Source organism: Paraplanobispora siamensis, assembly GCF_016863175.1.
Classification (GTDB): Bacteria; Actinomycetota; Actinomycetes; order Streptosporangiales; family Streptosporangiaceae; genus Planobispora; species Planobispora siamensis.
In genome coordinates this window covers 1-23444 of the sequence record NZ_BOOJ01000049.1, presented here as the reverse complement: position 1 = coordinate 23444, position 23444 = coordinate 1, and the positions used below count along the sequence as shown (strand labels likewise).

The window sequence follows — 23444 nt, the reverse complement described above, 5'->3', positions numbered from 1 at the left end:
GCGGGATGAGACGGGCCGGGCTGACGGCGGGGTTGGCCGGGTTGTCGCTGACGGCCGCGTGCACCCTGCAGACCGTGGGCGCGCCGACCGGGGAGCTCACGGTGGACGCGACCTTCGACGACGTGCAGAGCCTGGTGGTGGGGCACAGCGTGCAGGTCTCCGACGTGCGGGTGGGCAGCGTCACCGGCATCCGCCTGGAGGGCTACCGCGCCAGGGTCACCATGTCGATCGAGGAGGGCAACCGGGTGCCCGAGGGCACCTCCGCGGTCGTGGCCAAGACCTCGATCCTCGGTGAGAACTACATCGAGTTGCAGCTGCCCGAGGGCAGGGACATGACCACCGGCCCGTTCCTGCAGGACGGCGCGACCATCGCCCGGACGTCGGTGGAGCCGGACATCGAGCAGGTCACCGCGCGGGCCGGGCCGCTGATCGACGCGCTCGGCGCCCAGGACGTCAACGCCGTCCTGGACGCCGCGGCGACCGGGATCGGCGGCAGGGGCGAGGAGCTCAACCGGCTGCTGCGCCAGACCACCGAGGTCACCACCGCCTACGCCGAGTCCCGCCGGGACCTCGCCCGCACCATCGACGGCCTGGCCGAGCTGGGCGAGGACCTGGCCGCGGGCGAGGCGGAGCTGGACAAGCTGCCCGGCAGCGTCAACGACGCCACCGCCCGGCTCAACCACGGCCGCAAGCACGTCAAGAAGACACTCAGGGAGCTGACCGCCCTGGCCAAGGAGGTCAACGCGACCGTCTATCCGCGGCACGCGGCCCGCCTGCGCACCCTGCTGCGCCGCGTCGACGCCGTCTCCACCTCGATGGTGCGCGGCAAGGAGGACCTGAAGGTCCTCCTCGACCGGATCCAGCGGTTCGTCGACCAGCCGCCGATCGTGGTGAACGGCCAGCTGCTGACCTACGTCTGGATCAAGGGCCTGCTGATGCCCAAGCCGAAGAAGGAGCAGCGGCCGCGCCTGCCCAACTCCGTGGACGACTTCCGCCTGCTGCTGGAGCCGCCGCGATGAGGAGGCGCATCTGGATCAACCTCGGCTTCTTCGCGGTCCTCGGACTGGTGATGACCGTGTGGGCGTTCACCAGCATCATCAAGCTCGACGTCATCGAGCGCCCCTACCGGATCAACGTGGAGTTCGTCTCCTCCCCCGGCCTGGTGCGCGGCTTCGACGTGGCCTACCTCGGCGTGCGGATCGGCCGGATCGACGACGTCGCGCTGGCCCCCGGCAAGATCGTGGTGGGGCTGAGCATCGAGCGGGACATGCGGATCCCGCAGGGCGTCACGGCCGAGGTGCGCCGCAAGTCCGCGATCGGCGAGCCGTACGTGGAGATCTCCCCGCCCGAGGGCGACGCCGGGGGCGCGGTCATGCCCCCCGGCTCGACCATCCCGCTGTCCAGCACCACGGTCCCCCTGGACTACCGCAAGCTGTTCGACGGGGTCGGCAAGCTGCTGAACGCGGTCCCGGCCGAGGACGCCGAGACCATCGTGAGCGAGCTGGCGGCCGGCCTGGACGGCCGTACGACGTCGATCCGGGAGATCGTGGACAACACGCACGACGTCACCACCACGCTCGCCGAGAACACCCGGCTGCTCGACGAGCTTTCGGTGAACCTGACCCGGCTGACCGGGACGCTCACGAGCAGGCGGGAGGAGCTGGCCGAGGGGGTGGCCGACCTTGCGGGCGTGACCCGCACGATCCGCGAGTCCCGCAGGCAGCTGTACGCCGCCCTCGAACACGGACCCTCCTTCTTCCGCCAGATCGACCACCTGCTCAACAGCGCGCGCCCGGGGCTGTCCTGCTTCCTGACGGCCGCCGGGATGCGGCAGGGCGTGGTGTTCACCGCCCGCAACCAGCAGCACGTCAACCACCTGCTGCGGACGGTCCCGACCACCCAGGCCCTGCTGGCCGACACGACCGAGCGGCAGTCCGGCGGGCTGTACGGCAGGGTCACCTTCGTCTTCAGCGTCCCGGGCGGCCCGCGGGTGGCCGAGGAGTACCGCGGCCCGCTGGCCCCGCCCTCGACCCCCGCCCTGCGGGCGTGTCCCAAGGGCGCGCCCGTCCCGCCCATGACCCGCAGCGACGACGACCCGGACCCCGGTCCCCACCCCGAGGACACCCTTCCCCCGGACTACGGGACGGGCACCGATCCGGACGGCACGCCCGGGGCGGAGGAGAGCCCCCCGCAGGCCGACGGTTCCGAGGAGACCCCCACGCCCGGGGCCGGCGACACCGGAGCGGACACCGGCTCGTCCTCGCAGGACCTCACCCCCTTCGCCATCGCGATCTTCCTCGCCGTCGTCATCTCCGGCGGCGTGCTCGGCTGGATCGCCGTCGGCCGGGCAACCCGCCGCCGTGAACAGGAGTAGCGCATGAGTCCCACCCCCCAGCGGACCGAGGAGTCCCCGGCCGAGACCGCCCTGGAACCCGAGACGGCCGCGGAGCCCGGGACCGTCACCGAACCCGGGACCGTCGCGGAGTCCGGGACAGCCGCCGAGCCCGAGAGCACCGTCGGACCCGAGAGCACCGTCGGACCCGAGAGCACCGTCGGACCCGAGAGCAGCGCCGAGCCCGAGGACACCGGGAAGCCCGCGGCCGCCTCCGATGAGGCGGCCGGGACCGTCACCGGGGAAACCGTCGCAGGGGGAACGGCCGCCGAGAAGGAGGCCGCGGCCGCGGAGGAGGCCGGCGCCGCGGAGGAGGCCGGCGCCGGGAAGGAGCCGCCACGCGGGAGGACGCGGGCGTGGCGGGGTCGGCTGGCCGGTGCGGTCGTCGCGATGGCCGTCGCCGGGGCCATGGCCTTCGCCGTCCTCCAGTGGATCTCGGCCGAGCGGACGGCCGGCCTCCTGGCCGCGGAGAAGGCCGAGCGGCTGGCGGTCTCCACCCGGGCCGGGGAGTTCGCCGTGGCCCTGCAGACCTACGACCACGCCAACCTCCAGGCCTACCGCGACCGCGTCTTCAGCCTGTCCGGCGAGGACTTCGAGAAGACCTACAACGAGGCGTTCAGCCCGCTGGAGAGCCTGATCACCGCGATGCAGGCCTCCTCCACGGCCTCGGTCCGCGGCGTCTACATCTCCGAGATCGCCGAGGGCAGGGCGAAGGCCATCACGGTCGTCGACTCCCAGGTCAAGAGCACCGCGGGCACCCGGCGCATGCTCGGCGCCTACATGGAGCTGGGCCTGGTCAAGACCGGCGGCCAGTGGAAGGTGAACGACGCGACCGTGATGGGCGCCGCCGACGAGCTCCTGACGGACCCCGACGGCAAGGTCCTCGGCGAGACCGAGCCGTCCCCGAAGCCCACCGGCAAGGAGTCCGACGGGAAGGAGCCCGAGAAGAAGGACAAATGACGCCCATGCCCCACCGAACCCCTAATCTGGGCACGTGCGCGACTCCCTGGTGATGGCCGGCCCCACCGACGAGATCATCTCCCCGGCCGGCACGGCCCTGCTCACCGAGGTCGAGCGGGAACGGGCCGCGCGCTTCGCCCGCGAGTCCGACCGGCGTGACTTCATCGCGGCCCACATCCTCGTACGGCGGTGCGCGGCCAAGGTCGCCGGCGTCCCGGAGGACCGGCTGACCCTGCTGCAGGTCTGCGAGTACCACGGGCCGGGGCACGGCAGGCCGTACCTCGCCGAGATCCCCCGGCTCGGGGTCAGCCTCAGCCACAGCCGCGGGTACGTGTGCGCGGCGGCGGGTCCGGGCCGGATCGGCGTGGACGCCGAGAACGTCCCCCCGGGCCCGGTCGACGAGTCCCTGGCCGCGCAGTTCCTCGCCCCCGCCGAACGGCCCCTGGTCCACGACAACGAGGCGCTGATCCGGCTGTGGGTGCGCAAGGAGGCACTCATCAAGCGCGGCGAGCTGACCATGGACAGCCTGCGCGGGACAGACCTGTCCGCGCTGCCCCTCGACGCCCCGCCGCACCCGCGCGCCCTGCGGTGGGAGGGCAGGCACCTGCTGGAGTGGCGGACCGGCTCGGGCGTCGCCGTCTGCGCCGTCGCCGACCACCCGATCACACTCGGCTGACCGCCGGTGCGGCTCCCTCTTCGGCGGAGGCGGCCCCTTACCGTGAGGTAGGTTCGGTCCATGGACCCCGAGCAGGACCGCCCGGCGGACGACTCGCCGTCCGTGCCGCAGGCCGGCGACGACCCCCGGGCGCACGACGACGAACCCCGCTGGCTCACCACCGTCGAGCAGCGGGCCTGGCGCGCCCACCTGGCCGCCCACAAGCTCCTGGAACACCGGCTCGACCGTGAGCTGCAGGCCTTCGGGCTGTCGGTGAACGACTACGAGATCCTGGTCAACCTCTCGGAGACCCCCGGGCACCGCATGCGCATGAGCGATCTGGCCGAGGCCACGATCCAGTCCCGCAGCCGCCTGTCCCACCAGATCTCCCGGATGGAGGCGGCCGACCTGGTCTCCAGGGAGACCTGCGCCGACGACCGGCGCGGGACCTTCGCCGTGCTCACCGCGCACGGCTGGAAGACCATCCAGCACGTCGCGCCGCACCACGTGGCCAGCGTGCGGGAGCATTTCATCGACCTGCTCACCGACGACCAGCTACGCGAGCTGGAGAGGGCCTACAGCCCGGTGGTGGAGCACCTGAAGAGCCTGCGGTGAGCCTCCGGTCCCGGCCCGGCGCCGGTTCCGGGACGCGAGGAGCGGCCGCGTACGGCCGGTGAAGCGAAACCGATACCGGACTGTCCTCCCGTACGCTACCGAGCGGTCGCTACGATCCGGCCATGTCTGCTCGACGGATCTTCATCGCCGCGGTGGTCGCCGCGCTCTTCACGCTCGCCGGATGCAGCGGCGACGCGGGCTCGCAGGCCGCGACGCCCAGCGGCCCGGAGCTGGTCGAGAAATCGGCGCAGGCGATGCGGACCGTCAAGTCCACCGCCTTCACCATGGAGACCGAGGGCACCCCGCCGGTCCAGGTCAAGAAGGCCGCCGGGCGCCTGAACGCGACCGGCGACGCCGACGGGACCATCCAGGTCGACATGGCCGGCAGCCTCCTGGAGATCGAGTTCTTCCTGGTGGGCGACACCGTCCACTTCAAGGGGGTGACCGGCGGCTTCCAGACGATGTCGCGCAGCCAGCTCGCCTCGATCTACGACCCGTCGGCCATCCTCAACCCCGAGAAGGGCGTCGTGCAGCTGCTGTCCAACGCCCTGGACCCGAAGGTCGAGGGCGAGGAGAAGATCGACGGCACCGACGCCTACCGGGTCTCGGCCACGCTGTCCCAGCAGATCCTGTCCACCATGGTGCCGGGGATCACGCAGAGCGTGGACGGCACCCTGTGGGTCGACAAGGTCAGCAGCCGGCTGCTCAAGGCCGACCTGCCGATGAACGGCGGCAAGGTGATCGTCACCTTCGACGACTACGACGTACCGGTCCAGGTGACCGCTCCGGCGAAGTGACGCCGTGACCTCCCCCGCCCTCCCCCTCCCCGGCCGCGACCGGGCCGCCCGGCGCCGGGTCGCCCTGGGAGTCGGCGGCACCGCGGTGCTGCTGGCCGCGCTGGACGCCTACGTCGTGGTCACCGTACTGATCGACATCGCCGCGGACGTCGACGTCCCGCAGAACCACCTCGAGCGCGCCACCCCGATCGTCACCGGGTTCCTGCTCGGCTACATCGCGGCCATGCCGCTGCTCGGCCAGCTCTCCGACCGGTACGGCAGGCGCCCGCTCATCCACCTGTGCCTGGCGGGCTTCGCGATCGGCTCGGTCGTCACCGCGCTCGGCGAGACGGTCCCCTGGCTGGTGGCCGGCCGTACGGTCCAGGGCATCGCGGGCGGCGCCCTGCTGCCCATCACCATGGCGCTGGTGGGCGACCTGTGGGACGAGCGCGGGCGCCCGCTGGCGCTCGGCGCGGTCGGCGCCGCCCAGGAGCTCGGCAGCGTCCTGGGCCCGCTGTACGGCGCGGGCCTGGCCGCCCTGGTCCCGGTCACGCTGCAGCTGGGCGGCGTCCAGCTCGGCGGCTGGCGGTCGATCTTCTGGCTGAACGTCCCGCTGGTGGTCGTGGCGGCGGTGGCCGTGCAGCGCTCGGTCCCGCCGCCCCGGCGCGGGACCGCGCCCGCCACCGGGGTCGACGTGGTCGGCGGCCTGCTGCTGGCACTGTCGCTGGGCCTGCTCGTGGCCGGGCTCTACAACCCCGACCCGAGCCGTTCGGTCCTGCCCTCCTGGGGTCTGCCGGTGATCGGCGCGGGGGTGGCGGCGGGGATCGCCTTCGTCGTGTGGGAGACGCGCTCGCGGACCCGGCTGGTCGACATGGCCGGGGTGCTGCGCGGCCCCTTCTTCGCCACCCTGGCGGTCAGCTTCCTGACCGGCGCCGCGCTGCTGGTCACTCTGGTGGACGTGCAGCTGTCGGCGCAGACGCTGCTCAAGCTGGAGGCGCTGGACGGAGCGCTGGTGCTGTCCCGCTTCCTCGTCGCGCTCTCGGTGGCGGCCCTGCTCGGCGGAGCGCTGGCCCACCGGTACGGCGAGCGGGTGGTGGCGGTCGCGGGCCTGGCCGTGGCCGCGGCCGGCTACGTCCGCATCGGCCAGTGGCCGCTGGACCTGGCCGCCGCGGGGTACCGCATGGACGTCGACCTGATCGTGGCCGGGCTGGGCCTGGGCCTGGTCATCGCGCCGGTCTCCTCGGCCGTGCTGCGCGCCACCCCGGCGGCGCAGCACGGCGTGGCCTCGGCGGCGGTGGTAGTGGCCCGGATGATGGGCATGCTGCTGGGCGTCGCGGGGCTGTCGGCGTGGGGCTTCCACCGCTTCCAGTCGCTGACCGCCGACCTGGACACGCCCCTGCCGTTCGGCGTCGAGGCCGACGTCTACGCCGAGCGGCTGGCCGCCTACGAGGCGGCGGTGCGGGCCGCCCTGCACACCGAGTACAGCGAGATCTTCCTGATCACCGCGGTCCTGTGCGCCGTGGGCGCGCTGGTGGCGCTGCTGCTGCCGCACGGGCCGGGCGGCGGCGCGGCCCCGCCGGAGGCGCCCTCCGAGCCGTCCTCGGCCTCCGCCTGACCCGGCCCGGACCGCCCGGTATCGGGTTCCGGCGCGCCGCCGGATGTCCCCGATGCACCAGATGTCCCCAGAGACTGGTATGAAAGGGAGACCCCCCGACCCCCGAGTAGGACATCGTGACGACTCTGTTCGGCCCTGATCGCGGCTCGACCTTCACCGTCTCCTCCGTCCAGCACGACGACGTGATCGTCGTCCACGTCGGCGGAGAGCTGGACCTGCGCTCGGTGCCGATCCTGCGCGAGCACCTTCGGCGCCTGTGGGGCCGCTCGGGCCTGACCGCCGTCGTCATGGACATGGCCGATCTCGGCTTCTGCGACTCGGTGGGCCTGAGCGAGCTCATCACCGCCATGAAGCGCAGCGAGGCACTGGGGATGCGGTTCGCGCTGAGCGGCGTGCACGGCGTCCTGACCCGGGTGCTGAACATCACCGGCCTGGCCAGGACGTTCGAGACCTACGACACCGCCGAGGAGGCGCTGCGGCGGCTCTCGTCCTGACCTGCCCCCGCGCGGACGTCCGGTGGAAACGGACGCGGGCATCCGGTGGAAACGGACGCGGGCATCCGGTGGAAACGGACGCGGCCACCCGCCGGGGACGGGTGGCCGCGTTCGCGGTCGGCCTGCCTGCTCGGCGTGCCTACTTCTTCCTCTGGGCCTGCTTCTTCTCCCGGATCTTCATGGTGACCTCGATGGGAGAGCCCGCGAAACCGAACTCCTCGCGGATGCGGCGCTCGATGAAGCGCCGGTAGGTCTCCTCCAGGAAGCCCGAGGTGAACAGCACGAACTTCGGCGGCTCCGTCGACGCCTGGGTGGCGAAGAGGATCTTGGGCTGCTTGCCGCCGCGGACCGGCGGCGGGGTGGCCGCCACCAGGTCGGTGAGGAAGGCGTTGAGCCGGGCCGTCGGCACGCGGGTGGACCAGGAGTCCATCGCCTTCTCGATGGCCGGGACGAGCCGGTCCACGTGCCAGCCGGTCTTGGCGGAGATGTTGACCCGCAGCGCCCACGGCACGCGGACGAGCTGACGGTCGATCTCCTTCTCCAGGTAGTAGCGGCGGTCCTCGTCGAGCAGGTCCCACTTGTTGAACGCCACGACCATGGCCCGGCCGGACTCGATCACCAGGGAGATGATCCGCAGGTCCTGCTCGGTCAGCACCTCGCTGGCGTCGATGAGCACGATCGCGACCTCGGAGCGCTCCAGCGCGCCCCGGGTGCGCATGCTGGCGTAGAAGTCGGCGCCCTTGAGCTCGCGGTCGCGGCGCCGGATGCCGGCGGTGTCCACGAAGCGCCAGGTCTTGCCGCCGAGCTGGATCAGCTCGTCGACCGGGTCGCGGGTGGTGCCGGCCATCGGGTCGACCAGCACGCGCTCCTCGCCCGCGAGCTGGTTCAGCAGCGAGGACTTGCCCACGTTGGGCTTGCCGAGCAGCGCCACCCGGCGCGGGCCGCGCTCACCGCCGAAGCGCTGCGGCGGCGTCTCCGGCAGCTTGGCCAGCACCACGTCGAGCAGGTCGCCGCTGGAGCGGCCGTGCAGCGCGGAGACGGGCTGGGGCTCGCCCAGGCCCAGCGACCACAGGGCCGCGGCCTCCAGCTCCATCTGCTGGTTGTCCACCTTGTTGGCGGCCAGGATGACCGGCTTGCCGGAGCCGCGCAGCACGTGGCCGACGATCTCGTCGGAGTCGGTCACGCCGACGGTGGCGTCCACCACGAACAGGATGACGTCGGCCAGCTCGGCCGCGATCTGCGCCTGCTCGGCGATGCGCAGCGCCATGCCGGTCGCGTCGGGGTCCCATCCCCCGGTGTCGACCACCGTGAACCGGCGCCCGCGCCAGTTGGCCTCGTAGGTCACCCGGTCCCGGGTCACGCCGGGAACGTCCTCCACGACCGCCTCACGGCGGCCGATGATCCTGTTGACCAGGGTGGACTTGCCCACGTTGGGGCGGCCCACCACGGCCACGACGGGCAGCGGACCCGTGTCCGGCGCCTCGTCCTGCGAGCTGTCCTCGGTCCCCAGATCGGCGAGCTCTGCGTCGATCCAGCCGCGGTCGTCGTCGTATTCCCCTGTCACACTTTTTCCTTAATGACCCGCAGCACCTCGGCGATGACCTCGTCGAGGTTGAGCGGTGTGGTGTCGAGTTCGACGGCGTCGGACGCCATCGAGAGCGGGTCGGTCTTGCGCGTGGAGTCCAGCGTGTCGCGCCGGGCCATCGCGGCCTTCTGCGCCTCCACCGTCGTGCCGGTGAGCTCGGCCGTACGGCGGGCCGCCCGGGCCTCCGCGCTCGCGGTCAGATAGATCTTGACCGGCGCGTCGGGGGTGACCACGGTGCCGATGTCACGCCCCTCGACGACGATACCCCCGTCGCCGATGATCTCACGCTGCTGGGCGACGAGCCGCCGGCGCACCTCGGGCACCGCGCTCACCGCGGAGACGGCGGCGGTCACCTCGGCGGTGCGGATCGGCCCTGAGGCGTCGACGCCGTCCACGGCCACCGACGGCGCGTCGGGGTCGGTCCCCATCGTGAGCTCCGGGTCGAGCGCCCTGGCCGCGACGGCCGCGGGGTCGGCGATGTCGACCCCCTGCTGGAGCATCCACCAGGTGATCGCCCGGTACATCGCCCCGGTGTCGAGGTACCGCAGTCCCAGCGCCCGCGCGACACCGCGTGACGCGCTCGACTTACCGGACCCCGAGGGCCCGTCCATGGCGACGACCAGTCCGGTCACGACGCCTCTCCCTTGCACCCGCTTCAGTTGTCCGTACGAGGCTACCGGGAGCGTGCGCGCACACACGCATCGCGGACGCCGCAGGAGCGGGTGCGCGGAGCCGCACAGCGCCTCGGAACGCCGCAGGGCGCCTCGGAGCGGGGCCGCGGCCGCGCGGGGCCTCAGGGCAGGTGCCACCCGTGCGCGCGCAGGGCCTGCGACAGCGTGCCGGCCGCCTCGGGCTGCACGAACAGATCGGCGGCGCCCAACGGCAGGCCGGGGGCGTGCTCCAGGCGGACGTCCTCGATGTTGACGCCGCTCTCCTCGGCCACCTGGAACAGCCGGGCCAGCTCGCCGGGCCGGTCGCCGATGATCACCTGGACGACCGCGTAGGTGCGCGCGGGACCGCCGTGCTTGCCGGGGATCCGGCCGGTGCCCGCGACCCCGCGGCGCAGCAGGTCGGTGACCCGGCCCATCGCCTCTTCGTCCCACGGCGCCGTCTCCGACGGGGCGCCCGCGGCGGCGGCGCGCAGCGAGGCGGCCGCCGCGGCCAGGTCGGCCGCCACCGCCTCCAGCACGTCGGCCACCGGGAGCGCGTTGCCGGACAGGATCCCGGTCCACAGCCCCGGGTCGCCCGCCGCGATGCGCGTCACGTCGCGGACCCCCTGCCCGGCCAGGCCGAGCGCGGTGGCCGGGGCCTCGGCGAGTCTGGCGGCCACCGCGGAGGCGGCCACGTGCGGGGCGTGGGAGACCAGCGCGACGGCCTTGTCGTGCTGGTCGGCGTCCACCTCGACGACCTCGCCGCCGCAGAGCTTGACCAGCCCGCGCACGACCTCCACCGCCTCGGGCGAGGTCCTGTCGGTGGGGCACAGCGCCCACGGGCGGCCCAGGAACAGGTCGGCCCGGGCCGCGGCCGGCCCCGAACGCTCCCGGCCCGCGAGCGGGTGCCCGGCGGCGTAGGTGCTCAGGTCGCAGCCCAGTTCCTCGGCCCGGCGCAGCGGGAGCGCCTTGACGCTGGCCACGTCGGTGTAGAAGCGGGCGGCCCCGGCCCGCTGGAGCTGGGCGATCTGCTCGGCCACCAGGTGCGGGGGCACGGCGACGACCGCCAGGTCCACCGGGCGGCCCGGATGCCAGGGCAGGTCCGGGTCGAGGTCGGCGGGCCGGCCGGGGTGCCACTCGATGCCCGCGCCCAGTTCCCTGGCCAGCCGTACGGCGGCCGCGTCGCGGTCGGTCAGGTAGACCGTGACGCCCTGCTCGCGCAGGGCCAGGGCGACCGAGGTGCCGATCAGGCCCGTGCCGACGACCAGGACGCTCTCCAGGCCGCTCACGCGGCCCCCATGGGCGTGCAGAGGGCCCAGGGGGTCGGCGGCGCCGGGGAGGGGCTCAGGGGGCATGAGAGGCTCACTGGGCGATGTCCACTCGCAGGGCCACCGCGCCGCGCAGGTAGACGTGCTGGATCTCCTGGCGCGACTTGCCGGTCTCCACGTGGGCCATCAGCCGCACCACGCGGGGCAGCGCGCCGGGCACGTCGATCTCGGAGGCGCAGATGAGCGGCACGTCGTGGAAGCCGAGCTTGCGCGCGGCCAGCGCGGGGAACTCCGCCGTCAGATCGGGGGTCGCCGTGAAGATCACGCTGATCACGTCGTCGGTGGTGAGCGCGTTGCGCGCCATCACCTCGCTGACCAGCTCGGTGACCCCGGACAGGATGGCGTCCCGGTCGTTCGCCTCGACCTGGATCGCACCGCGGATCGCCCGCACCATCGTCGTTCCTCCGTACCGTTCATGCCGGGCCGCCCGTCGGCGGCCCGGCATGTCCTGAACGTCTGTATCCCGGAAGGCTACAGCCCGACGGCGGCGTAGAGTTCCCCGACTTCCCTGACCGTGAGCGAACGCACGGTGCCGGGCTTGAGCCGCCCGAGCTTGACCGGGCCGAACTCGATGCGGGCCAGGTCGATGACCGGGTGCCCGACCTCCTCCAGCATGCGCCGGACGATGTGCTTGCGGCCCTCGTGCAGGACGATCTCGACCAGCGACTGCTGCCCGTGCTCCTGGACCACCGTGAAGGAGTCGGCCTTGGCGATGCCGTCCTCCAGCTCGACGCCCTTCTTCAGGCGGCGGGCCAGGTCGGGCTTGATGCGGCCGGGGACCTTGGCCCAGTACTTCTTCTGCACGCCGTAGCTGGGGTGGGTCAGCCGGTTGGCCAGCTCCCCGTCGTTGGTGAGCAGGATCAGGCCCTCGGTCTCGGTGTCGAGACGGCCCACGTGGAACAGGCGCTCGGTGCGGTCGGCCACGTAGTCCGCCAGGGACGGGCGGCCCTCCGGATCGGACATGGTGCTGACGACGCCGATCGGCTTGTTGATGGCGAAGTAGACCAGGTCGGGCATGGTGGGCAGGCGCTTGCCGTCCACGTGGATGACCTGCTTGGCCGGGTCGACCCGGGCGCCGAAGCGGCGGACCACCTGGCCGTCGACCGTCACGCGGCCGTCGCCGATCATCTCCTCGCACGCGCGGCGGCTGGCCACGCCCGCCTGGGCGAGGACCTTCTGCAGCCGGACACCGCCGGGGACCTCGGTGGTGTCGCGCTCGTCGGCGTAGTCGCGGTCGTAGAAGTCCGGGTCGCGCATGGGCTGGCGAGCGGTCTTGAACCGGTCGTTCTCGACCGTGCCGGGCCGGCCGCCGGCCTTGGCGGCCGGGGTGCGGTCCTTGGCGGTACGGCCCTGCCCGGTGGTACGGCCCTGCCCGGTGGTACGGCCCTGGCCGTACCGGGTGCCGCGGCCGCCGATCGTCTGCACCTCGTCGCGGCGCTCGGAGCGTCCGTAACGGCCTCGGGAGCCGCCCCGGTCGTCACGACGCGGGGCCCCGGTCCGGGAGCCCTCACGGCCCTCACGGAAGCCGCCGCGGTCGTCCCGGGAGCCATCGCGATCATCGCGCCGGTCCTCACGGAACCCACCGCGATCGTCACGCCGGTCGTCACGGAAGCCTCCGCGGTCGTCACGGCGTTCATCACGCCGCTCGTCGCGGAAACCGCCGCGGTCCTCACCGGCGGGCCTGCCGTACCGGCTCCTGGAACCGCCGCGCTCCGCCCGGAACCCGCCGCGGTCGTCACGCCGGTCCTCACGGAACCCACCGCGGTCACCGCGGTCGCCCCGCTCGTCACGGCGCTCGGAACGGAACCCGCCCCGGTCCTCACGGAACCCACCGCGGTCGTCACGCCGGTCCTCACGGAACCCACCGCGGTCGTCACGCCGGTCGTCACGGAAGCCTCCGCGGTCGTCACGGCGCTCGTCGCGGAAACCGACGCGGTCCTCACCGGCGGGCCTGCCGTACCGGCTCCTGGAACCGCCGCGGTCGTCCCGGGAGCCGCCGCGGTCGTCACGCCGGTCCTCACGGAACCCACCGCGGTCGCCCCGCTCGTCACGGCGCTCGGAACGGAACCCGCCCCGGTCCTCACGGAACCCGCCGCGATCGTCACGCCGGTCGTCGCGGAACCCGCCGCGGTCGTCGCGCCGGGGGGAGTCTGAGCGGAAGCCGCGGCTGTCGGCGCGGAACCCGCCACGGGATCCGCCACCACGGGGAGTGCCTCCGGCGCGGGGGTTGCCACCGCGCGGGGCGCCGCCGCGGCCTCGACCGCGTCCATCACCGGACGGGGTGCTACGCCTGTTGTTCACTGTCTGTGCTCCTCTAGGGTTTCCACGTCGTCGGGCAGGAACGGGGCCAGCTCAGGGAGCTCGTCGAGGCTCCGCAGGCCCATCCGCTCGAGAAAATACGAACTCGTCCGGTAGAGCACGGCCTGGCTCTCCGGTTCGGTGCCGGCCTCTTCGACCAGCCCCCGGGCCACCAGCGTCCGCATCACACCGTCGCTGTTGACCCCTCTGATGGCCGCCACCCTCGCCCGGCTGACGGGCTGCCGGTAGGCGACCACGGCCAGGGTCTCCAGGGCGGCCTGAGTGAGCCGCGCCTGCTGGCCGTCGCGGACGAAACGCTCCACGAGGGAGGCGCACTCGGCCCGCGTGTAGAACCGCCAGCCGCCGGCGACCTCTCTCAGATCGAAACCACGGCCCGCGGCGGTGTATTCCGCCGACAGCTCGCGCAGCACCGCGGCGACCTCGGGCACGGGCCGCTCCAGCACCTGGGCGAGGGTCACCTCGGCGACCGGCTCGTCGACCACGAGCAGGATCGCCTCCAGCGCCGCGCGCAGCCCGGGGCCGTCCTGCGCGCGCGGCGTCACCGCGGGATCCGCCGCCTCCGCCGCCGCACCCGTCGCCGCGTCCGCAGCGGGATCCGCCGTCTCCGGCACCGCGTCCACGGCGGAGGCCGCCGCGCCCGTCGTCACGCTCGTCGTCACGCCCGCCGTCTCACCCGCCGGCGTCCCCGCGGGCACCGCCTCGGTCATCGGCGGGCTCCTCCCTCGCTTGGTCGTAGTCGTCGGCCACGACGACGTCCCCGTCGTCGCTGCCGGTCCAGGTCACGTGCAGCTCCCCCAGCGGCTCCACCTGGTCGAAGGAGACCGCCGCCTCCCGGAAGAGCTCCAGGACGGCCAGGAACCGCGCCACGACTTCGAAGGTGCCGGCACAGTCGGAGGTCAGTGCCCGGAAGGTCGCCCGGCGCAGCCGGCGCAACCGCTCGACCAGGATAACGGCCTGCTCGCGGACGTTGGCGAGCGGTTGGTAGATGTGGGCCACCGAGACCGACGGCGGGGCCTTGGGCCTGAAGGCCCGCTGGGCGATCTGGGCGAGCCGCTCGGGGCCGACGCCCAGGACCAGCTCCGGCAGGAGGTTGGCGAAGCGCGCCTCCATCGGCACGGTGCGGGGGAAGCGCAGGGCCTCCTCCGCCATCCACCCGGAGAAGATCTTCGCGACCTCCTTGTAGGCCCGGTACTGCAGCAGCCGGGCGAACAGCAGGTCGCGGGCCTCCAGCAGGGCCAGGTCCTCCTCGTCGTCCACCTCGCCGGACGGCAGCAGCCGGGCGGCCTTGAGGTCGAGCAGGGTCGCGGCGACCAGCAGGAAGTGGCTCGTCTGGTCCAGGTCCCACTCGGGCCCCCTGGCCCGGATGTAGGCGATGAACTCGTCGGTGACCTGGCTGAGTGAGACCTCGGTGATGTCCAGCTTGTGCTTGGAGATCAGGCCAAGCAGCAGGTCGAAGGGGCCCTCGAAGACCTCCAGGCGCACCCTGAAGGTGCCGTCGTCGGCCGCCTGCTCCTGCTCGGTCATCCCAGCATTGTCCCGCACCGGGACCGGGGTCACTTCTGCTGCGCGTCCCACCGGGCGAGGACTTCACGGGCCAGCTCGCGATAGGCGCTGGCGCCGAGGGAGGAGGAGTCGAAGCTGGTGATGGGCTCACCGGCCACGGTGGCGTCGGGGAAGCGGACCGTCCGGTTGATCACCGTGTGGTAGACCTTCTCGTCGAACGCCTCGACCACCCGGGCCAGCACCTCGCGGCCGTGCAGGGTGCGCGCGTCGTACATCGTGGCGAGCAGGCCCTCGATGACCAGTTCCTCGTTGATGCGCTCCTGGACCTTCAGGATGGTGTCCATCAGCAGGGCGACACCGCGCAGCGCGAAGAACTCGCACTCCAGCGGCACCATGACGCCGTGCGCGCAGGCCAGCGCGTTGATCGTGAGCAGGCCCAGGGAGGGCTGGCAGTCGATCAGGCACACGTCGTACTCGGGCAGCAGGGGCTTGATCACCCGGCCGAGCACCTGCTCGCGGGCGACCTCCGTGACGAGCTGGACCTCGGCCGCGGACAGGTCGATGTTGCTGGGCAGCAGGTCCATGTTCTCGACGCCGGTCTCCAGCAGCACGTCCTCCGCGGTGACCTGGCGGTCCATCAGGAGGTTGTAGACCGTCAGGTCGAGCTGGAGCGGGTTGATCCCCAGGCCCACCGAGAGGGCTCCCTGCGGGTCGAAGTCGACCAGCAGCACCTTCAGCCCGGCCTCGGCCAGCGCCGCGCCCAGGTTGATGGTGGTGGTCGTCTTGCCGACGCCGCCCTTCTGGTTGACCATGGCGACGACGCGGGCCGGTCCGTGGACCGTCCGCGGGCGCGGGTCGGGGAAGACCGGACGGGGGCGCCCGGTCGGGCCGAGCACTCCCCCGACCCGGGGGGTCCCGGCGGTCTTGGTGTCCCCCCAGGGATTCTCGGGGTTTCCCGGGGTCGTTTCCCGAATAGAACCGTCGGTGGTCACAGTCACCAGTCGAACCTCCCTGACGGTCTCGAACCGGACCGTCCGGACGGACACTATGACGACAACACGTATGCGGCAAGGCGGCACGCCCTGCCGCACCGGTAGTCAACGCCGTCCGCGCGGGTGCGCCGCGGCGTATACCTCTCGGATCCTGTCGGCCGCGGCCGGGGTGGACACCTGGGCGGTGGCCGCCGAAGCGTGGCCGAGAAGCTCCTGCACCACCCTAACGTCCGCGCCGCCGTCGAGGAGGTGCGTTGCGAACGAATGACGCAACATGTGGGGTGAGACGCCCGCCAGGCCGGCGCGCTCGGCGGCGGCCTGCAGCACCTCCCAGGCGCCCTGGCGGGTGAGCCTGCCGCCGCGGGCGTTGAGGAACAGCCCCGGGGTGGAGCCCCGTCCGTGGGCGGCGATGCCGGGGCGGGCCCGGGTCAGGTAGGCCTCCAATGCCTCCCCGGCGCAGCGGCCCAGCGGCACCGGGCGGGTCTGGCCGCCCTTGCCGCGGATCCTGACCTGCCGGGCCCCGGGGTCGAGGTCGACGTCGTCCACCGCCAGGCCGACGGCCTCGGAGATGCGCGCGCCGGTGCCGTACAGCAACTCCAGCAGGGCGCGGTTGCGCAGGGTCAGGGGCGCCCCGTCGGGCCCGGAGGCGGCGATCAGCCGCTCGACCTCCTCGACGCCGATCGCCTTGGGCTGGCGCCGCAGCTGGCGCGGCGGCCGTACCCGCCCCGCCGGGTCGTGCCCGGAGACGCCCTCGCGCAGCGCGAAGCGGTGCAGGCCGCGCACGGCGGAGACGGCGCGCGCGGCCGAGCTGGCGACGAGGGCCTGGTGGCCCTCGTCGCCTTCGCGCAGCACGGTCAGGAAGGCCGCGACGTCGGCCTCGGCGATCTCGCCGAAGGTGACGCGCCCGCGGTTCTTCAGGTGCTCCACATACCGCACGAGGTCACGGCGGTAGGAGGCCAGAGTGTTGGCGGCCAGGCCTCGCTCCACCGCCAGATGGGCGAGGTAGCTGGAGAGCACGGCCTCCGTCTCGCTCAGGGTGTCCTCCTGTCATGCCTCCGGTGCGTCGGCGGGTCGCAGCGAGGCGAAGCCATCCGCCGAGGCGGCGTATGCGGCGAGGATACCGGCCACGGCCTGGGAATTGTGGATCATTCCTCCCAGGGCGCGCCGAACCGCGTCGGACAGAGGCACCCAGACCGCCGGCATATCGGTCTCCTCATGCTTTCGCACGAAGTCGAACTCTCCATCCGGGATCGGGCTGACGTCCCTGGCGAGGAAGATCCGGGTCCGCTCGTCCGACATCCCGGGCGAGGTGAAGGCGTCGACGAGGGTGTGCCAGGTCTCCGCCCGGTAGCCCGCCTCCTCGGCCAGCTCGCGCGCCGCCCCGATGTGCAGCGGCTCGTCCTCGACGTCGCGCAGCCCGGCGGGCAGCTCCCACAGCAGGTGCCTGGCCGGGTGACGGTACTGCCGGATCAGCAGCACCCGCTCCTGCCCGTCCAGCGCCACCACGGCCACCGACCCGGGATGGGTCACGTAGTCGCGGTCGACCGCCTCGCCGTCCGGCATGACGACCGAGTCGGTGACGCCGGAGATGACGCGGGCGCTGAAGTGCCGGGTGGTGGACAGGACCTTCCACTCTTCGGGGACGTCCTCGATCTCCCAGGTCTCCCCGGTCACGCCGGTCTCCTCGTCGTGCGGATCGCTCACTTTCCCCGCCCGGCCTTGGCGACGGTGCCGCGCTCGTCGGCGTAGGTGAGGGCGGCGGTGACCAGGCCCTTGAACATCGGGTGCGAGCGGGTCGGCCGGGAGCGGAGCTCCGGGTGCGCCTGGGTGCCGATGAAGAACGGGTGCACGTCGACGGGCAGCTCGGCGTACTCGACCAGGCGGCCGTCGGGCGACAGGCCGGAGAAGACCAGGCCGGCCTTCTCCAGCTGCTCGCGGTAGGTGTTGTTGACCTCGTAGCGGTGCCGGTGGCGCTCGTCGACCTTGGCCTTGCCGTACAGCTGGCGCGCCAGGGAGCCCTCGGCGAGCTTGGCGGGGTACAGGCCCAGGCGCATGGTGCCGCCCATGTCGCGCTCGCCGGAGACCACGTCCTCCTGGTCGGCCATGGTGGAGATGACCGGGTGGGCGGTGTCGGGGTCGAACTCGGTGCTGCCGGCGTCCTCGATGCCGGCCAGGTTGCGGGCGGCCTCGATGACGATGCACTGCATGCCCAGGCACAGACCGAGCAGCGGGATGAGGTTCTCCCGGGCGTGGCGGACCGCGCCGAGCTTGCCCTCGATGCCGCGCACCCCGAAGCCGCCGGGGATGACCACGCCGTCGACGCCGTCCAGCTCGCGCTCGGCGCCCTCGGGGGTCTCGCAGTCGTCGCTCTTGACCCAGCGGATGTTGACCCGGGCGTCGTTGGCGAAGCCGCCCGCGCGCAGCGCCTCGGTGACCGACAGGTAGGCGTCGGGCAGGTCGATGTACTTGCCGACCAGGGCGATGGTGACCTCCTTGGCCGGGTGGTGCACCCGGCGCAGGAGCTGCTCCCACTCCTTCCAGACCACGTCGCGGAAGGGCAGGCCCAGGCGGCGCACGACGTAGGCGTCCAGGCCCTCGGAGTGCAGCACCTTGGGGATGTCGTAGATGCTGGCCGCGTCGATGGCGGAGACCACGGCGTCCTCGTCGACGTCGCACATCAGGCTGATCTTGCGCTTGATCGCGTTGGTGACCGGCCGGTCGGAGCGCAGCACGATCGCGTCGGGCTGGATGCCGATGTTGCGCAGCGCGGCGACGGAGTGCTGGGTCGGCTTGGTCTTCAGCTCGCCGCTCGGCCCGATGTACGGCAGCAGCGAGACGTGCAGGAAGAACACGTTGTCGCGGCCGACCTCGTGGCGGACCTGACGCACCGCCTCCAGGAAGGGCAGCGATTCGATGTCGCCGACGGTGCCGCCGACCTCGGTGATGACCACGTCGACGTCGGGGCCGGCCATGGACCGGATGCGGTCCTTGATCTCGTTGGTGATGTGCGGGATGACCTGCACGGTGTCACCGAGGTATTCGCCGCGGCGCTCCTTGGCGATGACGTTGGAGTAGACCTGGCCGGTGGTCACGTTGGCCGAGCCGTGCAGCTCCGTGTCGAGGAAGCGCTCGTAGTGGCCGATGTCGAGGTCGGTCTCGGCCCCGTCGTCGGTGACGAAGACCTCGCCGTGCTGGAACGGGTTCATCGTGCCGGGGTCGACGTTGAGGTAGGGGTCGAGCTTCTGCATGGTGACGCGCAGGCCACGCAGTTTGAGCAGGCGCCCGAGGCTGGAGGCGGTCAGTCCCTTTCCGAGACTGGAGGCGACGCCGCCGGTGACGAAGAGGTGTTTGGTATGTGCGGCGCTGCGCAAGGAGTCTCCCGTGGTCGTGACAGATCAGTAAGCTCGCCTGATGAGGGCCTACAGGTCCACGGGCTCTCAGATTATCAAAAGTGCCCGTCAGGTGCCCCTAAGGCTCCTACCCCCGCGTTCCGCTGTTAGCTGACCAAGCGGTAACTTGAGCCTCTATGTCGCTTCGTGACGCGGTACGGCGAGCCGCCGGCACCCTCATTCACCGTGGCTGGGGCGCGATCCGCGCGGCCGGCGCCATCAGCCCCGCCAGCCCCGGCGGCTACCGTTTCCGCCACCTGGGCGAGGGCGCCTGCCTCTCCTTCCCCGTCGGAGCGATCTTCGGCGAGGCCTGGATCGAGATCGGCGAGTACACCCTGGTCGGCGAGCGCGTGTCCATCTCGGCGGGCATGGGCCCGGGGGTGGACCTGGGACCGGACTCGATCGTGCGGATCGGCGGGAGCTGCTCGATCGGCCGGGGCAGCCACATCGTCGGCCACCAGTCGATCGACATCGGCGACCACGTGTTCACCGGCCCGTACGTCTACATCACCGACCAGAACCACGTCTACGACGACCCCGAGGCGCCGATCGGGCGCCAGTGGCCGCGTAACAAGCCGGTCTCCATCGGCTCGGGCTCGTGGCTGGGCACCGGCGCGATCATCCTGCCCGGCACCCGGATCGGCCGTCAGTGCGTGGTCGCCGGCGGCGCGGTGGTGCGCGGGGAGTTCCCCGATCACAGTGTGATCGCGGGGGTCCCGGCCAGGGTCGTGCGCCGGTACGTCCCCGGCGAGGGCTGGCTGCCGCCCCACCTGAACGGCTCGCGGCCCCCGGCGGACGGCCTCGTCAACGGCATCGCGCTCGACGCCGTCTGATCCGGGATCTGGACCGAACAAGATTCTGGCCGTACGGTCGCGGCATGCGGACCGCGATCTGTGAGATGTTCGGCGTCGAGTTCCCCGTCTTCGCCTTCAGCCACTGCCGCGACGTGGTCGCCGCGGTGACCAACGCGGGCGGTTTCGGCGTGCTCGGCGCCGTCGCCTACTCCCCCGAGCGCCTGGACGCCGAGCTGAGCTGGATCGACGAGCGCGTCGGCGGCCGGCCCTACGGCGTGGACGTGCTCGTCCCCGCCCGGCTCGACACCTCGGTCGCCGACCCGGCCGCCCGCCTGGCCGAGGCCATCCCCGAACGCCACCGCGACTTCGTGGCCCACCTGCTGCGCAAGTACGGCGTGAGCGAGCTGGACCCGGTCCCCGTCTCGATGTCCGCCGTCGCCGACGAGTTCGGGCGGCGGGTGACGGCCCGGGGCGCGGGCGGGCTCGTCGAGGTGGCCCTGCGCCACCCCATCGGCCTGATCGCCAGCGCGCTGGGCCCGCCGCCGCCCGAGATGACGGCCCAGGCTAGGAAGGCCGGGGTGCCGGTGGCCGCGCTGGTGGGGACCGTCGAGCACGCCCGGCGCCAGGTCGCCGCCGGGGCGGACCTGATCGTGGCGCAGGGCTCCGAGGCGGGCGGGCACACCGGTGAGATCTCCACCATGGTCCTGGTCCCCCAGGTGGTCGACGCCGTGGACGTCCCGGTGCTGGCCGCCGGCGGGATCGCCGACGGCCGCCAGATGGCGGCGGCGCTCGCGCTGGGCGCCGAGGGCGTGTGGTGCGGGTCGGTCTGGCTGACCACCGAGGAGGCCGAGACGCCGCCCGTGGTCAAGCGCAAGATGCTGGCCGCCACCTCGGCCGACACCGTGCGGTCGCGGTCGCGGACCGGCAAGCCCGCCCGGCAGCTGGCCTCCGCCTGGACCCGGGAGTGGGACGAGGCCCCGGAGAGCCCGGGCCCGCTGCCGATGCCGCTGCAGATGCTGCTCGCCGAGGCGGCGATGACCAGGATCGGCCGGGCCGCCGAGAGCGGCAACCCGGGCGCGCAGGAACTGGCCGGCTACTTCGTGGGCCAGGTCGTCGGCCAGCTGAACCGGGTCAGGCCCGCCAGGCGGGTCGTCCACGATATGGCCGAGGAGTTCGCCGCCGCCGTCGAACGCGCCCTCGCCGCCGTGTCGATCTCCCCCGGCCCCCGCTGAGACGCGACTCCGCCGTCATGCCGCGCTCCCCCGCTCCTCGCTGAGACGCGCCCCGCCGTCCTGCTCCGCTTCCCGCCGGGCCTGCCGGACCCCGCCGGATCTCATGGAATCTTCACCTCCGGGTGGGATCCATCGGCGACCGGGGATCGTTGGAAGGATGATGAGAACGACGGAGGTGCGATGCTCGCGGCACTGACCGGCCTGGGTCTCTCCACCGCGGCCGGGCTGAACGCCTACATCCCGCTGCTGGTGGTGGGCCTGCTGGCCAACTTCACCGACCAGATACGGCTGCCGCAGGAGTTCGCCTGGCTGGCCAACGGCTGGGTGCTGGCGATCGTCGCCGTCCTGCTGCTGGCCGAGGTCGTGCTCGACAAGGTCCCGGTGGTCGACAGCGTCAACGACATGATCCAGACGGTGGTCCGCCCGGCCTCCGGAGGCGTGGTGTTCAGCGCCACCGAGGCCGCGGCCCGGCTCGACGGGTCCACCTGGATGGCCGAGCGGCCCTGGGTGAGCTGGGTGCTGGGGATCGGGGTCGCGCTGGCCGTCCACGTGATGAAGACCACCGCCAGGCCCGTGGTGAACGCCTCGACCGCCGGGGTGGGCGCGCCGGTGGTGAGCACGGTGGAGGACGCCGGTTCGCTCGGCATCAGCCTGGTCGCGATCTTCCTGCCGATTCTCGTCCTGGTGATCGTGGTGGTCCTGGGCCTGTTCGCCTGGTGGGTGAGCAGGAAGGTACGGCGCCGCCGCCACGACCGGGCGCGCGCCGGCTGACCCCCGCACGTCCGCGAACCACGTGCAGACGGGCAGGCGGGATATGCTCGAAACACTCCTAACGAACCCCACCGGGAGGTGGCTCCGATCAGCACTTTCCTCATCATCGTCCTGGTGATCCTGCTGTTCCTCCTCATTTTCGGGGCGGCCGGGATCTACCTGCTGGTCAAGGTGGGCAAGAAGGCCACGAAGAAGGCCCGGAAGGTGACCAGCCGGGTCGCCTCCCACGTGGCCGCGATGGATCCCGGCGACGCCGGCGAGGCCGAGCGCATGCGCCTGGAGCTGCGCCGCGAGATCTCCGTCACCCGCCAGGCCGTCGACCAGGCCCTGCGGGACGGCTGGGGCCTGGGCGAGCTGCCCCAGCTGGTGGGCGAGATCAGCATGCACGCCGACCAGCTCGACGGCCAGCTCAGCCGTTACGCCCAGCAGAGCCGCGTGTCGCCCTACGTCGACCACGCCACGCTCGCCCGCCTGCGCGACCACCACGCCAAGCTCACCACGGCCTGCGCGCGGATCCGCGCCGACCTGATGAACGACCAGATGACCCACACGGCGACCGGCATCAACGAGATCCAGAGCCGCACCGACCTGGAGATCGAGGCCCGCCGCCAGGCCCCCGTCCCCGACCCCCTGGACCAGATCGACGAGCTCTACAACCGCACGATGATCGACCGCGCCCGCCCCGAAGAGCCGCGCTGACGACTACCGGCTGTGCCGTGGAAGGCGCGCCGTACCGATCTCGGCTGCCGCACGGGCCTCGGCTCCGAGGCGGGCCCCGATGGGTTCATCCGCGGCTGAGCGCGTCGTAGGTCTCCGCCAGCTCGTCGTAGTTCGCGCCGGCGTTGATCCGGGCGCGCATGGCCTGGGCCTGCGCGGTGGTCGGCAGGAAGCCCTCCAGCAGGGCGGGCAGTCCCGAGCGCCAGCCGAGCACCGTGCGGGGCGACTGGCGGTGGGCGGCGCGCAGCACGGAGACGCCGACCCGGATCGCGTGCTCGTTGCCCGGGGGCACGCCCGGACGGTCGGTCTCGATCGCCGAGTAGCGGAAGCCGTCGGCCAGGTCGCACGGCGGGCAGCCGCGGGGGCCGCGGCCCAGCCGCGAACCGCATCCGGCGCACGTCAGCCGGTCCAGGGCGGCGTCCACGACCCGCCAGTCATGCCGGGAGGGCTCGTCCACGACCATCTCGGCGATCGCCGTCTCGTCCTTGCCTGCCGGCTCCGCCGTACCGAACTCACGCCCCAGGAACGCGCGCCAGCCCTCCTCGACGAGGGCGTCGACCAGGGCCAGGCACCGGGCGCAACCGGGGGCTCCGCCGTACTCCCGGCACCCGCATTCTGCACACCTGCGCATCGCGCCCTCCTTCACCCGTCATACGA

At 72.6% G+C, this 23444-nt stretch carries 24 protein-coding genes; 12 read left to right on the top strand and 12 right to left on the bottom strand.

Annotated elements, in window-relative coordinates; translation table 11 throughout:
- Positions 1 to 5: 5 nt before the first annotated feature.
- From Psi01_RS28180 to Psi01_RS28145, 8 genes are all read left to right on the top strand, one after another.
- Entirely contained in the window at positions 6 to 1019 is a 1014-nt protein-coding gene (locus Psi01_RS28180) for an MCE family protein (RefSeq protein WP_204067147.1), read from the top strand.
- Complete coding sequence (locus Psi01_RS28175) at positions 1016 to 2374, top strand: MCE family protein (protein ID WP_204067146.1); 1359 nt, start codon at positions 1016 to 1018, stop codon at positions 2372 to 2374. Before Psi01_RS28180 ends, Psi01_RS28175 begins: the two co-directional genes overlap by 4 nt.
- Positions 2375 to 2377: 3 nt before the next feature.
- The gene (locus tag Psi01_RS28170) at positions 2378 to 3352 is read left to right on the top strand and encodes a hypothetical protein (protein ID WP_204067145.1); all 975 of its coding nucleotides are present in this window, start codon (positions 2378 to 2380) and stop codon (positions 3350 to 3352) included.
- 34 nt (positions 3353 to 3386) lie between these two features.
- Entirely contained in the window at positions 3387 to 4028 is a 642-nt protein-coding gene (locus Psi01_RS28165) for a 4'-phosphopantetheinyl transferase family protein (protein ID WP_204067144.1), read from the top strand.
- A 60-nt stretch (positions 4029 to 4088) separates the two neighbouring features.
- On the top strand, positions 4089 to 4622 hold the full coding sequence (locus Psi01_RS28160; protein WP_204067143.1) for a MarR family winged helix-turn-helix transcriptional regulator: 534 nt from the start codon (positions 4089 to 4091) through the stop codon (positions 4620 to 4622).
- Positions 4623 to 4744: 122 nt separating this feature from the next.
- A complete protein-coding gene (locus Psi01_RS28155) occupies positions 4745 to 5419 on the top strand; it encodes an LppX_LprAFG lipoprotein (RefSeq protein WP_204067142.1) in 675 nt (224 codons plus the stop codon).
- Between the two features lie 4 nt (positions 5420 to 5423).
- Entirely contained in the window at positions 5424 to 7013 is a 1590-nt protein-coding gene (locus Psi01_RS28150) for an MFS transporter (RefSeq protein ID WP_204067141.1), read from the top strand.
- 116 nt (positions 7014 to 7129) lie between these two features.
- Positions 7130 to 7507, top strand: coding sequence for an anti-sigma factor antagonist (locus Psi01_RS28145; protein WP_204067140.1), 378 nt, complete (start codon positions 7130 to 7132; stop codon positions 7505 to 7507).
- Positions 7508 to 7646: 139 nt separating this feature from the next.
- Here Psi01_RS28145 and der read toward each other — a convergent pair whose 3' ends face one another.
- The 11 genes from der to pyrG form a co-directional block, all read right to left on the bottom strand.
- Entirely contained in the window at positions 7647 to 9071 is a 1425-nt protein-coding gene (gene der, locus Psi01_RS28140) for a ribosome biogenesis GTPase Der (RefSeq protein WP_204067139.1), read from the bottom strand.
- Positions 9068 to 9724 carry a (d)CMP kinase gene (gene cmk / locus Psi01_RS28135; RefSeq protein ID WP_239128086.1) on the bottom strand — a complete coding sequence of 219 codons (657 nt, stop codon included), beginning with the start codon at positions 9722 to 9724 and terminating at the stop codon, positions 9068 to 9070. The genes der and cmk overlap by 4 nt, the downstream gene beginning before the upstream one ends.
- 161 nt (positions 9725 to 9885) lie before the next feature.
- Positions 9886 to 11097, bottom strand: a complete 1212-nt coding sequence (locus Psi01_RS28130) for a prephenate dehydrogenase (protein ID WP_204067138.1) — start codon at positions 11095 to 11097, stop codon at positions 9886 to 9888.
- 7 nt (positions 11098 to 11104) lie between these two features.
- A complete protein-coding gene (aroH, locus tag Psi01_RS28125) occupies positions 11105 to 11464 on the bottom strand; it encodes a chorismate mutase (protein WP_204067137.1) in 360 nt (119 codons plus the stop codon).
- Positions 11465 to 11541: 77 nt separating this feature from the next.
- Entirely contained in the window at positions 11542 to 13371 is a 1830-nt protein-coding gene (locus Psi01_RS28120) for a pseudouridine synthase (RefSeq protein WP_204067136.1), read from the bottom strand.
- Positions 13368 to 14096 (bottom strand): SMC-Scp complex subunit ScpB, encoded by a 729-nt coding sequence (gene scpB / locus Psi01_RS28115; RefSeq protein WP_239128085.1) that lies wholly within the window; start codon positions 14094 to 14096, stop codon positions 13368 to 13370. Before scpB ends, Psi01_RS28120 begins: the two co-directional genes overlap by 4 nt.
- Complete coding sequence (locus Psi01_RS28110) at positions 14059 to 14913, bottom strand: segregation and condensation protein A (RefSeq protein ID WP_204067135.1); 855 nt, start codon at positions 14911 to 14913, stop codon at positions 14059 to 14061. Before Psi01_RS28110 ends, scpB begins: the two co-directional genes overlap by 38 nt.
- Positions 14914 to 14942: 29 nt before the next feature.
- On the bottom strand, positions 14943 to 15890 hold the full coding sequence (locus Psi01_RS28105) for a ParA family protein (protein WP_204067134.1): 948 nt from the start codon (positions 15888 to 15890) through the stop codon (positions 14943 to 14945).
- Positions 15891 to 15989: 99 nt separating this feature from the next.
- Positions 15990 to 16919: a site-specific tyrosine recombinase XerD gene (locus Psi01_RS28100; RefSeq protein ID WP_204067169.1), complete on the bottom strand. Its 930-nt coding sequence runs from the start codon at positions 16917 to 16919 to the stop codon at positions 15990 to 15992.
- A 12-nt stretch (positions 16920 to 16931) separates the two neighbouring features.
- On the bottom strand, positions 16932 to 17588 hold the full coding sequence (locus Psi01_RS28095) for an NUDIX domain-containing protein (protein WP_239128082.1): 657 nt from the start codon (positions 17586 to 17588) through the stop codon (positions 16932 to 16934).
- Positions 17585 to 19255, bottom strand: coding sequence for a CTP synthase (pyrG, locus tag Psi01_RS28090; RefSeq protein ID WP_204067133.1), 1671 nt, complete (start codon positions 19253 to 19255; stop codon positions 17585 to 17587). Before pyrG ends, Psi01_RS28095 begins: the two co-directional genes overlap by 4 nt.
- A gap of 155 nt (positions 19256 to 19410) precedes the next feature.
- Between pyrG and Psi01_RS28085 the strand changes: the two genes are divergently transcribed.
- From Psi01_RS28085 to Psi01_RS28070, 4 genes are all read left to right on the top strand, one after another.
- A complete protein-coding gene (locus Psi01_RS28085) occupies positions 19411 to 20106 on the top strand; it encodes an acyltransferase (protein WP_204067132.1) in 696 nt (231 codons plus the stop codon).
- 44 nt (positions 20107 to 20150) lie between these two features.
- Positions 20151 to 21299: an NAD(P)H-dependent flavin oxidoreductase gene (locus tag Psi01_RS28080; RefSeq protein WP_204067131.1), complete on the top strand. Its 1149-nt coding sequence runs from the start codon at positions 20151 to 20153 to the stop codon at positions 21297 to 21299.
- Between the two features lie 180 nt (positions 21300 to 21479).
- Positions 21480 to 22070 (top strand): DUF4126 domain-containing protein, encoded by a 591-nt coding sequence (locus Psi01_RS28075; RefSeq protein WP_204067130.1) that lies wholly within the window; start codon positions 21480 to 21482, stop codon positions 22068 to 22070.
- 114 nt (positions 22071 to 22184) lie between these two features.
- Positions 22185 to 22769, top strand: a complete 585-nt coding sequence (locus tag Psi01_RS28070) for a hypothetical protein (protein WP_239128081.1) — start codon at positions 22185 to 22187, stop codon at positions 22767 to 22769.
- 85 nt (positions 22770 to 22854) lie between these two features.
- Here Psi01_RS28070 and Psi01_RS28065 read toward each other — a convergent pair whose 3' ends face one another.
- Positions 22855 to 23418, bottom strand: a complete 564-nt coding sequence (locus Psi01_RS28065; RefSeq protein ID WP_239128080.1) for a hypothetical protein — start codon at positions 23416 to 23418, stop codon at positions 22855 to 22857.
- Between the last annotated feature and the right edge of the window lie 26 nt (positions 23419 to 23444).